The sequence below is a fragment of the Deltaproteobacteria bacterium genome (genome assembly GCA_016210005.1).
GTDB lineage: Bacteria > Desulfobacterota > Binatia > HRBIN30 > JACQVA1 > JACQVA1.
In genome coordinates, this window is sequence record JACQVA010000226.1 from 1 (window position 1) to 11,729 (window position 11,729).

Sequence of the window (11,729 nt, forward strand, 5' to 3'; positions counted from 1 at the left end):
CTGCACCCGCTGTGAAACGAAGTCAGCTCACCCTCCTCAGCGTGCCCGCCGCGTCTGCTTCCCGCGAGCGCCCCCCGCCCCCGTGGCGCTACCGCCGCGTCTTCTTGACAACGGAGGCCTTATAGGTGTTCGGCGCGCACGGTGCCGAGTCAACTCGGGCAACTCGGCCCCACGTCCCCGATTCATCATCGCGTTCCCGAGATTTGGATCGAGGCAGGTACGTCGCCAATTGCAGGTCATACGAGTAGGTCCCTCGTCCGCAAGGCAACATCAATCGACGCCTGAAGCAGCCTCGATTGCGCACCCAATACGAACTTGGCATCGACGGCAATCCCAAGACGAAGCGCTTCGTAACGCTCCACCCTCGTCATGCCGGTAGGTTCTGTCATGGTTTCCTCTGATTCAAACACAAGCATCTTGGTCTCCGTGTTTCCGATGACGATGCCCGACACCTCCCCATCACTGTTGAGGAGGGGTGCGCCGGAGAGACCGCGAGGCGCCGCAAATGACACCTCGTAGATTGGGAATCCGGGATCATCCCAGCCCATCGGCTTGAAGTCTTGGAGATGGCTGACAACATGCCCTTGAAAGCCCCGCTGAACTGGTACCGACCTACCGAAAATGCGGCGCATTGCGTATGGAAACCCCAGGGCCCGGACCAAATCGAAAGGCTTCAGGGCTGCTTGCCGCCACTTGGGTCTTTGAAACCAAGACGCGGAATCTGGGAGATCGAACTCAACCTGGATGATGGCTACGTCGCACGGTAGGACCTCGGAGTCGACGATTCGTGCACCCTTGAAATCTCCGGTGAATGGGTCCGCGAGGCCAACGACGCCAAACCTAGCGCCTGCGGCTCCGATTTCTTTGGCTACGTGCCCGGCCGTAATCATGAACGCGTCGTGCACTGCGAACGCAGTGCCGACGACGTCTCCACTCCGCACAAATTTGCCACCCTCACCTTGCGTGACGAGGAAGATCGGAAAGGTAATGGCGTAACCGAGGGGACGCACGGGCACGGCTCTCGACATTGCAACTCCTCTCTTACCACCGACTGTCTACTCGCCCCGACCGTCAGGTGCCTCATAACCTGGCGCGGCAGTCATGGCGGGCCTCCCTGCAGCCGAACGTAAAAGGGTTTTTCCGTCATCCGGCGCGACACGGGGTTGCGCGAGATGCTGTGGTGGTTGCCGCCGGATGGCGGAAAGGCCTGCCTGCGCCGCGGCTTCGGCAGGCAGGCCCCGTTGAACTGAACCGCTGATCACCGACGGTGCTCCCCACGTGTTATGGGGACTGTAAGGCGATTAGGTGTTCGATGGCAAGCGCGCGGGGTGCTCGAAGGCGGGGGCGATCGGGCGCAGAGAGGCGACATCGGAAGCACACCTGGGGTGACGAACGCTGCGGGCGGACCCGCTCGCGATGGAATGAGGCGCGCGGAGCGGCGCAGGGGCGCATGCGGGCGCACGACGGCGCACCGGTCGCGGCGCGATCGTGAAGACGCAGGGAGTCGGTGGGTCGCGGAAGCCGCGGGTGATCATGACGTGTCGTTGTCTCTGGTTGCCAGGCTTTGGGCAGCGTCGGGACGGCCGAAACAGGGGACGTACTTTAGGGTTTCCCCAGCAGCTGCTTCCAGTAGCGTAGGGAGAGACCTCGTTCGTCGCAATGCTCTTGCCGCAGGGCACTTACTCCGGCGCTTGGTTGATCCGGTCGATCAGCTGGCGCAGCCGACCGAAGCGGGTGCGGGTAAACGGCAGCGCCAGCCGCGGCAGCTGCCAGATTTCGGGCTGGTTGCGTTCGACCGGAAAGGCGGCGCGCTGCGCGACTGCCCCGCTGGTAACGATGTCGGAAAACTCCCTGTTGAGCTGCGACACGAAGGACTCGGGCAGGGGCCGGTTCAGGCGGATTACCAGCATGTCCTTCACATAGCGTGACGAGTGGTACACGCGATAGAAGTTGGTGATTTCGTCGACGGCCGCGGCGACGTTGTCGGTGACCAGGTAGAGCGCGAGGTCATCCCGTGAGATCATGCCGCGCCGCAGGATGTGCTCTTCGACGTAGCGCTGCCAGGTCTTCCAGTACGTACCCCGCGGGCGATCGAGCAACACCAGCGGCAGGGGTTGGTTCTTGCCCGTTTGCAGCAGCGTCAGGGTTTCGAAACCCTCATCGTGGGTGCCGAAGCCGCCCGGGAACAGCACCACCGCGTGGGCTTCCTTGAGGAAGAACAGCTTGCGGGTGAAGAAGTACTTGAACTCCATCAGCTTGGTGTCGCCACGGATCGACGGATTGGGCTCCTGCTCGAACGGCAGGCGAATGTTGACGCCGAAGCTGCGCTGGCGGCCGGCCCCGCGCTGGCAGGCCTCCATGATGCCGCCGCCGGCGCCGGTGATCACCATGAAGCCGGCGTCGGCAATCTGGCGCGCGAACGCCTCCGCCAAGCGGAAGGTGGGATCGCCGGCCTGGGTGCGGGCCGAACCGAAGGTGCTGACCTTGCGCACCCCGCGATAGGGCGCGAACATGCGGAAGGCGTCGCGCATCTCCTTGATAGTCGTGGTGGCGATCTTGAGATCACCGATGGTGGCGCCGTCGGCGAGCAATTGCTGCGCGGTGGCGGCGATGGCCTCGACGTAGCGCTGCCGGTGATTGGCCGGCTGCGCCGCTGTGGTCTTGCTTGCGGGCTCTACTGGCATGACGCGATTGTAGCAGATCAGCGCGACACCGGCCGCGCCTGACCGCCCCGCCGACTAGGGATGCAGCAAGCGCTCCAGCGCGGCCCACTCGGTGACCGGCGCGGAGCAGGTCCGGTTGCGGCAGACGTAGGCGGTGGGCTTGCCGGCCAGCACCGTCTTCCCCCGCAACGGCTCCGGCAGCTGGCCGTGATCGGTGCTGTCAACAACGCGCAGTGTTCGATTGGGGAGGTATGCCCGCCGGACACCCGCTAGCAGCTCGCCGGCCCCCGCTACGCCCGAAGGCGCAACGATGACTACTTCGTGGGGCTGCTGGACGTAGAAATCCACGGCGCACAGCAGGTTGGCGAAGGCGAAGGGCCGCTCGTTCATCGCGCCCGCCAATGTCCGCAGCAACGCTTCGGCCTTTTCGAGATAGTCGCCGCGCTCGCTGTAATGGTACAGGCGCAAGAGGTTGCGGGCGGCGACGGAATTGCCCGAGGGCAGCGAGCCGTCGAAGAGCGGCTTGCTGCGCACTATCAGCGCCTCGTGATCGTCGCTGGTGAAGAAGAACCCGCCGCCCTCCTGATCCCAGAAGTGCGCGATCATCGAGTCGGTCAAGGGCAGCGCGCGCTCGAGGTAAGAGCTTTCCTGCGTGGCCTCGAACACGTCGAGCAGTGCAGCGACGAAGCCGGCGTAGTCGTCGAGGTGGCCGTTGAGTCGCGCGACGCCGTCCTTGCAGGTGCTCAACAGGCGGTCACCGCGCTGGAGCACGCGCTCGACAAAGGCGACCGCAGCGGTCGCGGTCCGGCGATAGCGGGCATCACCCAGCACCTCGCCGGCTTTGGCGAAGGCGCTGATCATCAGCCCGTTCCAGGCCGTCAGGATCTTTTCATCGCGGCCGGGCTTGGGGCGCAGGGCGCGGGCGGCCAGCAGCCGCTCGCGGGCGTGGGCCAGGATCTGGCGCACCGCCGTCACCTCGCGGCCAAAGAGTTTGGCCAGAGGTTCGACTTCGAGGCTGACGTGCAAAATGTTACGGCCCTCGAAGTTGCCGTCCGCGGTAATGCCCCAATGGCGGCACACCAGCTCAGCGTCGGCATCGCCCACGAGAGCGTGCACCTCGGCGGCGTCCCACACGAAGAACTTGCCCTCTTCGCCCTCACTGTCAGCGTCCTGGCTGGAGTAGAAGCCGCCGGCCGGATCACGCATTTCATTAGTCACGTAATCAAGCGTCTGGCGCGCAATCTCGGCGAAAAAGTCATCGCCGGTCAGCTGGAAGGCGGCGAGATAGAGCGGGACCAGCTGCGCGTTGTCGTAGAGCATCTTCTCGAAGTGCGGCACCAGCCAGCGCTCGTCGACGGCATAACGATGGAACCCGCCGCCGAGCTGATCGTAGATGCCGCCGGCGGCCATCCGCCGCAACGAGTGCAGCGCCATTTCGAGGTAGCGCGCTTGGCCGGTGGCGCGCTGGGTTCGTAAGAACAGCTCCAGCACCGCCTCGTTGGGGAACTTCGGCGCACCACCGATGCCGCCGTTGGTCTGATCGTAGGCCTGTCCAAAGGCTGCCGCCGCACGGGCGACCAGGCCAGCGTCCACGGCTTGGCCCGCCGGCGGCATGTTCTCCAAGCCCTGTAACGCCGCCAGCAGCTGGCCGACGGTCTTCTGCAACTCCTCGGGTTGCTCGCGATACGCTTTGGCCACCGCCAACAGCAGCCGCCGAAAGCACAGCAGGCCATGACGATCGTCGGGCGGGAAGTAGGTGCCGCCGTAGAAGGGCTTGCCGTCCGGGGTGAGAAACAAGGTCATCGGCCAACCACCGCGGCCGGTGAGCAGCTGGACGGCGTTCATGTAGATGTGGTCCACGTCGGGGCGCTCCTCGCGGTCCACCTTGATGTTGACGAAGTGTTCGTTCATCAAGCCGGCGGTGGTTTCGTCCTCGAATGACTCGCGCTCCATCACGTGGCACCAGTGGCAGGCGGAGTAGCCGACGCTGAGCAAGATCGGTTTGTTTTCGGCCCGTGCGCGCGCCAGCGCCTCGGCGCCCCACGGATACCAGTCCACCGGGTTATGGGCGTGTTGGCGCAGATACGGGCTCGACTCGTGCGCCAGCCGATTAGTGTGCTCCGCCACGCGGACCTCCTGTTGTGTAGTGGCAGCATCACCTGCGGCCGGCGGTGGGTCAATGGGGGCACCGCCGCTGCTGGACACGCTTGTCAGCTTGCAAGCCGTCATCGGTCATGAGTGCCGGGGTGCAGGTGCCGCGGTTGCCCCGGTTGATTTAGGCCGAGCACCCTCCTACAGGTGTGGCCGAGGAGTAGCTATGGACTTACGACTCACAGAACAGCACCGGAAGTTTCGCGACGAGGTGCGGGCTTGGCTCGGCGCCAATGTCGCCCGGCCCTGGCGCGACGAGCTGCGCGACCCCAAGCACAGCGAGGACAGTCTGATGGAGCTGCGGCGCAAATGGCAGCGCACGCTTTATCAGGCCGGTTATCTCGGCATGGACTGGCCGACTGAGTGGGGCGGCCGCGGCGCCACCGAGGTGGAGAAATCCATCCTCGAAGAGGAACTCGCCGAAGCCGATGCGCCACTGATCTTGAACGGGCTCGGCATCGGCCTGCTCGGCCCGGCGCTGATACACCACGGCAGCGAGGCCCAGCGGCGGCGCTTCATCCCGCCGATGCTGGCGGGTGACGAAATCTGGTGCCAGGGCTTCAGCGAGCCCGGGGCGGGCAGCGACCTGGCTGCGCTGCGCACCAGTGCCACGATCGATGGCGACGCCTTCGTGCTCAACGGCCAGAAGATCTGGACCACCTTCGGCCCCTGGGCCGACTGGATCTTCGTGCTCTGCCGCACCGATCCCAAGGACCGCCACGGCGGCATCTCGTTCGTGTTGTGCAAACTCGACACTCCCGGTGTGACCGTGCGCCGGCTGCGCCAGATTACCGGCGAGAGCGAGTTCGGCGAAGTATTCTTTGAAGACGCACGGGTGCCGCGCGACAACCTCGTCGGTAAGATGGGCGAGGGTTGGAAGATCGCCATGACCGTGTTGGGGTACGAGCGCGGTGCCATGTCGCTGGCGCTGGCGGCGCGGTACGGGCGCGACGTGCGGTTGCTGGCCGAGGCTTGCAAGGAGAGCGGTCGCACTGACGGCGCGGCGCGCGAGAAGCTGGCGCGCATCCTGGTCGAGAACGAGGTCATGCGCGCCAACGGCGTGCGTAACCTTGCCAACCTCGCCGACGGCAAGAAACCCGGACCCGAGTCGTCGATCGAGAAGCTCTTCTGGAGCGAGTTCGACAAGCGCTTCCGCGAAACCGCCCTCGATCTGCTCGGGGCCGGCGGCCAGCTGCTGCGCTCGTGCGACGAGGCGCGTGCCGACGTTGACTGGTCGCGCGAATACCTCTGGGCGCGCGCCGGCACGATCTACTCCGGCTCCTCCGAGATCCAACGTAACATCCTGGCCAAGCGCGTCCTCAACCTGCCGCAAGCATGAACGGGGTTTGTCATGAAGTTCGACCTCTCTGAAGACCAAGCGCTGTTGCGCCAATCGACGCGCGACTTCCTCACCAGCGAGTGTCCACTCGAACGCTCGCGTAAGGTGATGGAGGACAACCCCGACGGCTATGAATCCTCCGAATGGCAGCGCCTAGCGGAGATGGGCTACCTTGGCCTGATGCTGCCGCCGAGCGTTGGCGGCCAAGGCCTTGGCGCCATCGAGCTGGCCATCGTGCTCGAAGAAGTCGGCCGCGCGTGTATGCCCGGCCCGTATCTCGACGCCGTCCTGACCGGCGCCGTGCTCAACGCCGCCGGCGGGCAGGAGGCCCTGCTCGCGGATATCAGCTCGGGCAAGAAGCTCGTGACCATAGCCCGCGATGACGCCGCGTTCGCCGGTAACCCGGGCAGGCCCGCCCGATGCGAAGCCGGGCGGGTGCGCGGCACGAAGTACTTCGTGCCGTTCGCGGCACAAGCGGATGCACTGCTGGTGACGACCCCGGCGGTGATTTGGCTGGTGCAGCGGCCGTTCACGGTCGCGCCGCTGCCGACCATCGATCTAGCGCAGCGCTTCGGCAAGGTGACGCTTGACCACGCGGCTGAGAAGATCGGCGCCGCCAGTCTGCTCGATCGCGCCGATCAGCTTGCCGCCATCGGGGCCAGCGCCACTCTGCTTGGCATCATGAGCCGAGCGCTGGAGATCACCATTGACTACGTCCAAACCCGCCGCACCTTCAACCGGCCGATTGGCTCGTTCCAGGCGTTGCAGCATCGCTTGTCGGAGATGCTGCTGCGGACCGAGTCAACGCGCTCGGCGGCGTACCGCGCCGCCTGGTGCTTCGACACCGGCGACGCTGACACCGCCTTGGCTTGCGCCAGCGCCAAGGCTTACGCCGGCGATGCCTCGCGGCTGGTCTGCGGCGAGGCCATCCAGATGCACGGCGGCATCGGTTTCACCTGGGAGCTGGATCTGCACTTCTATTTCAAGCGCGCCAAGACATTGGAGCAGCACTACGGTTCGACCGAGGTACAGCTCGAGCACGCCCTGGCGGCGGCTGGTTTCTGAGCGAAAGCTCGGCTCGGAGTTCATTCCCCGAAGCGCGGCCGGCGGCCGCGGCCGAGGGACTCGACTTTGCCCTGCTGATTCTGCGGCCGCTCGAAGTTGGGCGCCGCCTCAACCCGCGGGGCGCGTTCAACGTGCGGCAGCGCTTCCCGCCGCTCGCGCAACTGCTCCACCAGCCCCCGGCGCTCTTCACTCCGGGTGACCGAGCGGGGTTCCACCTTCTCGCCGGAGCGGTCCGGCTTTTCGGGCCGGATGATCTTGCGCGGTTCCTCCGCAGCTGGCAGTGCCGGCCGATGCCGTTGCTGCAAGCGTTCGAAGCGCGCACGCGGCTCCGCCGGGGCGCGCGCCGGCCGCGGGGGCGGCTCGTTGGCTGGTGGGGAAGCCGTCTCGATCTTACGGCTCTCCGCGCCAGCGTGAGGCGGCCGGAGGTGTTCCGACTGCTGGCGCAGCCGCTCGCGCTGGTGCGCCATGGCTGGCGGAGGAGGTGCGCTCTTGCGCTCAGCGGCAGGGGGCGCAGGGTCGCTCCGCGTCAGCGGCTTCGGTTTCTCAGCCGGGCTCGAGCGCTGGCGCAGTGACTCCTGCGTCCGTTCGAGGCCGCTTTGAGGCTTCGCCAAAGCCGGCGACGACGTGCTCGGCAAGCGGCCCGGCTTGTGCTCATGCCGCGCCTGCAAGCGCTCGCGCGCAGAGCGCGCCTCGACAACGGGCCGCAGCCGGTGGCCGGCGGGTTGTTTGAGTTCGGTCAGCACCGGCTTGATCGGCAGCGCTGCGCGCAGCGGCGCCAGCCGGTGAGCCTCCACGCGCTCGTACTGCGCCGGCGTCACGGCTCGGTTGAAGGCCTCGCGGCGCACGGCTACAACCGCGTCGCGCACGTGGGTGTTGCTGTAAGTGTGGATCTCGTTCACGTTCACAACCGTTGTGTTGTGCACCACCACCCGGTTAACCACGCGCGGCCCGCACCACCCACCCCACCACGGCGCGCCGATGAAAGCCGGTGGCCCCCACCACGGAATCAGCGGCTCGCCCCAGCCGAGTGCAACCCAGCCGACGCTGACGTGAATCCCCGGCGTCAGGAACGCCACCAGCGCCGGGGCGTAGATCGGCGTCACGGCGACCGCAATCGGACCCGGCGCCCACGCCCAGTAGCTGCCGGCATACACCCAGCGGCCGTAATGGAACGGCGCCCAACCCCAAGGCGCGTCATCTACCCAGGTCCAACCGTAGTACGGGTCCCACAACCAGTGACCGGCGCTGTATGGCACCCAACCCGCAGCCACAACTGCCGGCACCCAGACCCGCCCGTAGGGCGGCACAATGCGCCAACGGCCGTGGCGGTCGAGGTCATCGAGGCCGTACATGTCAGCGGGCACGTAGCGCTCGCTGGCGGCGCTGAGCACTTGCGCGGTGCGGTCGTAGTTCCAGAAGTCCCAGGCGTCGAGGTCGGGGGCCTTTGACTTGGCTAGGCGACTGCCATCGGTGGCGTCGATCACCAACTGCTCGCCGGACTCGATATCGAGGGGCTGGCCGCCCGCCGCCGTGGCCACCGCGTGACCGCCGCGCCGGGCGATGAACGTGGTGGTTTCCTGCGCGACTTCGATCCGATAGTAAGCAGCTCGCTCAATGGTGAACGCCGCGTGCGGCGTGCTCAGCTCCACGCTGTGGCCGCGAGCCAGCCGGCGGATGTCGAGCGCCGCACGCCCGGCGGTGACCGTCAATTGCAGGAAACCCGGTTCCTGATTCTCCAGGCCCAATTCGGTGTCGGAGCCGGCGCGCACAAAGGCGCGCGGCCCGATCTGCAGCTCGAAACGAGCCCCGGCGCCGCTGTAGAGCAGATCGCCCGGTGCCAGCGGCGTGTTGAGGCGGGCAGCCTCCCAATTGTCCAAGCCCGGACGCCAAAAGGAGACTGGTCCCTCGATCAAGCTGACACGCGGCGGAGTTCGCCCTTCGTCGCCATCGGCCGCCGCGGCGGGCCTACCACTGAGCACCGTTAGCGCCGCCAGCGCCAGCACAGGCCACCGGCGCCAGTTACGAATCGGGACATGCCCTCGGTTTTTCGGCAGCATTGCAGCCACTCCTCAGCTGTGCACTTCAAACGTGGCCTCACCGGCAAAGTTGCTGCGCACGATCCGGTCACGGGGCGACGACTTTGCATTCCCCAGTATCCGCGCGGAGTTATTGAGGCTCGCCTGAGCGCGGGCACGCGGGTACAATCCGCCCGGTTCGAGCGCAAAGCGCAGGGGAGGCCGGCATGAACTCCGAGCACAGCGACAAGTCCTTTTGGCTCGCCACCTACGGCCCTTATGTACCCAATCCTGCAGTGCAGGGTGACATCAAGGTGGACGTCGCGATCATCGGCGGTGGGTTCACCGGCTTGTCGACGGCGTACCACTTGCGCAAGGACAACCCGGGCATGGCGGTGGCCGTGCTCGAGGGCGAGATCATCGGCTACGGCGCCAGCGGCCGCAACGGCGGATTTTCCATGACGCTGTTCGGGCTCGAACCCGCGATCACCAAATTGCTCTTCGGCCAACAGCGCACCATTGAAGCGCACCGCTACATGGAGCGCGCCGTCGACTACGTCAATACGCTGGTCAAAGAGCACCACATCCAATCGGACTACTGGTTTCCCGGCTTTCTCCGCACGGCCACCACGCCGGCGCACGTCAAGCGCATCCAGCGCGATCTCAAGATTCTCTCCGACATGGGTATTCGCGGCATCGAATGGTGGGAGGCAGAGCGCGTGCGCGCCGAGGTGAATTCGCCGGGATTTCTAGGAGCGTGGTGGGAGCCGCGCTGCGGGCTGATGAACCCGGCCAAACAAGTGCGCGAGCTGAAACGAGTCGCGCAGCAATTCGGGGCGGCGGTGTATGAACACACACCGGTCACCGGTATCACCCGTGCCGCCCAGTTCACGCTCACCACCCCCGGGGGCCAGGTCACGGCCGACAAGATCGTGTTCGCGACCAACGCCTACTCGCATCTGATCCCCGAGTTGCGCTCCAAGCAGGTGCCGGTATTCACCCACATGGTGGTCACCGCCCCGCTCACCCCGGAGCAGCGAGCCGACATCGGCTGGAAGAACCGCCAAGGCTTGGAGGACGCGCGCAACTTGGTGCACTACTTCCGGCTCACCGCCGACAATCGCTTGGCCATGGGAGGGCGCGACGTCACCTTGGCCTATGGGCGCAACATGGATCACGACCTCAACGCCCAGACCTTCGCCGAATTGGAGCAAGATGTCGTGCGCATGTTCCCGGGGCTCAAGGGCGTGCAGTTCACGCACCGCTGGGGCGGTCCGGTCTCCGTGCCGCTGCGGATGGTGCCGGCGATGGGCTTCTTGGGTGATCAGCGCGCGCTCTACAGCCTCGGCTGTATCGGGCACGGCGTCTCGCTCACGCACCTCAACGGCTGGACTCTGGCCGACCTGGTGCTGGAGAAGAAGACCGAGCTCAGTGACGTTTGGTTCGTCAATCGCCGCCTGATCCCGTGGCCGCCCGAGCCGCTGCGCTTCGTGGTCAGCCAAGCCGTACGCGGTTACCTGCGGCTCGAGGACCGAGTCTTCGAGCGGCATCTGCTACAGTGAGGCTTCATCGGCCGTAACCGTACTCCGCGATTCGGCAAGTTCGCCCGGCCATCCTCGCGAGCGCCCTCGAGGTTGGAGTATCATGAGCCCATGAAGGATCTTGCGCGGGAAGTGGACTTCGGGGCGCGCAGCAGCCGCAGCAGATTGTCCTGCAACACCGCCAGCGGTCCGTCGAAGTCGGGCGCGTCGGTGCGCATGATCGACTCGACCACCATGCCGCCGAGCGTGGTGAACGTCACGCGCCGCGCCAGCTCCACCTGCTCTTGCGACAGCTGCAAGTGACCGAAGAGATGATCCCAGGCGGCGATGATCACGTTCCACACCCGCGCCCGGTAGCGCCGCGCCGGGTTGCGCCGCGGCGGCTCGTAGCGGTGACTGAGCATGATCTCGAAGAAGGCCCGGAACCCGGGGCGGTTCACCAGCCGCCACGCGCCTTCGACCAGCACCTTGACGCGGTTCTCCAGCGTGTCGGCGGTAGGCGAGATGCGCCGGCTGTCGAGCAGAAACTCGTCGAGCGCGTGATCGAGTACCGCCTGGATGATGGCGTCCTTGGTGCCGAAGTGATGCTGGATGCCGCCCCAAGACACCCCCGAACGCTCCGCGATGCGGGTGACGCTGGCGTGCTTGTAGCCGGACTCGGCGATGCAGTCGACGGCGGCCGTGATTACCCGCTCGCGAGTGTCGTCGCTGCGCTCCGCCTGCGTGCCGCGCCCCCGCGTCCCCTTCGCCCTGCGCGTTGCCTTCGAAGTCATTGCCGATACCGTGCGAGCCATCTCTTTGAGCCTTTGCCGGAGAAGCAATTCGAGATGATTGCAAATCGAGCGCGTGACGTCCAGACGCAACGCGCGCGCCGCGGAGGGTGCCACAGGGTGCCACGGCGCGGGTTGACGGGTCCGCTGATTGTTGCTAGCTCAGCGCCCGGCAGTTCCAATCA

The 11,729-nt window shown here is 66.1% G+C and carries 8 protein-coding genes; 3 read left to right on the forward strand and 5 right to left on the reverse strand.

Annotated features, from left to right (window positions below; all coding sequences use genetic code 11):
• Window positions 1-236: 236 nt before the first annotated feature.
• From HY699_21625 to HY699_21635, 3 genes are all read right to left on the reverse strand, one after another.
• The gene (locus HY699_21625; GenBank protein ID MBI4518410.1) at window positions 237-1,028 is read right to left on the reverse strand and encodes a trypsin-like peptidase domain-containing protein; all 792 of its coding nucleotides are present in this window, start codon (window positions 1,026-1,028) and stop codon (window positions 237-239) included.
• 651 nt (window positions 1,029-1,679) lie between these two features.
• Window positions 1,680-2,684: an LOG family protein gene (locus HY699_21630; protein MBI4518411.1), complete on the reverse strand. Its 1,005-nt coding sequence runs from the start codon at window positions 2,682-2,684 to the stop codon at window positions 1,680-1,682.
• A gap of 54 nt (window positions 2,685-2,738) precedes the next feature.
• Entirely contained in the window at window positions 2,739-4,892 is a 2,154-nt protein-coding gene (locus HY699_21635) for a thioredoxin domain-containing protein (GenBank protein ID MBI4518412.1), read from the reverse strand.
• Between the two features lie 88 nt (window positions 4,893-4,980).
• Here HY699_21635 and HY699_21640 point away from each other — a divergent pair, with 88 nt between their 5' ends.
• Together HY699_21640 and HY699_21645 are read left to right on the forward strand one after the other, a co-directional pair.
• Entirely contained in the window at window positions 4,981-6,153 is a 1,173-nt protein-coding gene (locus HY699_21640; GenBank protein MBI4518413.1) for an acyl-CoA dehydrogenase family protein, read from the forward strand.
• 12 nt (window positions 6,154-6,165) lie between these two features.
• A complete protein-coding gene (locus tag HY699_21645) occupies window positions 6,166-7,218 on the forward strand; it encodes an acyl-CoA/acyl-ACP dehydrogenase (GenBank protein MBI4518414.1) in 1,053 nt (350 codons plus the stop codon).
• Between the two features lie 20 nt (window positions 7,219-7,238).
• On the opposite strand, the gene HY699_21650 is transcribed toward HY699_21645, so the two are convergent.
• On the reverse strand, window positions 7,239-9,275 hold the full coding sequence (locus HY699_21650) for a hypothetical protein (protein ID MBI4518415.1): 2,037 nt from the start codon (window positions 9,273-9,275) through the stop codon (window positions 7,239-7,241).
• A 185-nt stretch (window positions 9,276-9,460) separates the two neighbouring features.
• On the opposite strand from HY699_21650, the gene HY699_21655 reads away from it, so the two are divergent.
• Window positions 9,461-10,795 (forward strand): FAD-dependent oxidoreductase, encoded by a 1,335-nt coding sequence (locus HY699_21655; protein ID MBI4518416.1) that lies wholly within the window; start codon window positions 9,461-9,463, stop codon window positions 10,793-10,795.
• 80 nt (window positions 10,796-10,875) lie between these two features.
• Here the strand turns inward: HY699_21655 and HY699_21660 are convergent, their stop codons facing one another.
• Window positions 10,876-11,547, reverse strand: coding sequence for a TetR/AcrR family transcriptional regulator (locus tag HY699_21660; GenBank protein ID MBI4518417.1), 672 nt, complete (start codon window positions 11,545-11,547; stop codon window positions 10,876-10,878).
• Window positions 11,548-11,729 lie beyond the last annotated feature (182 nt).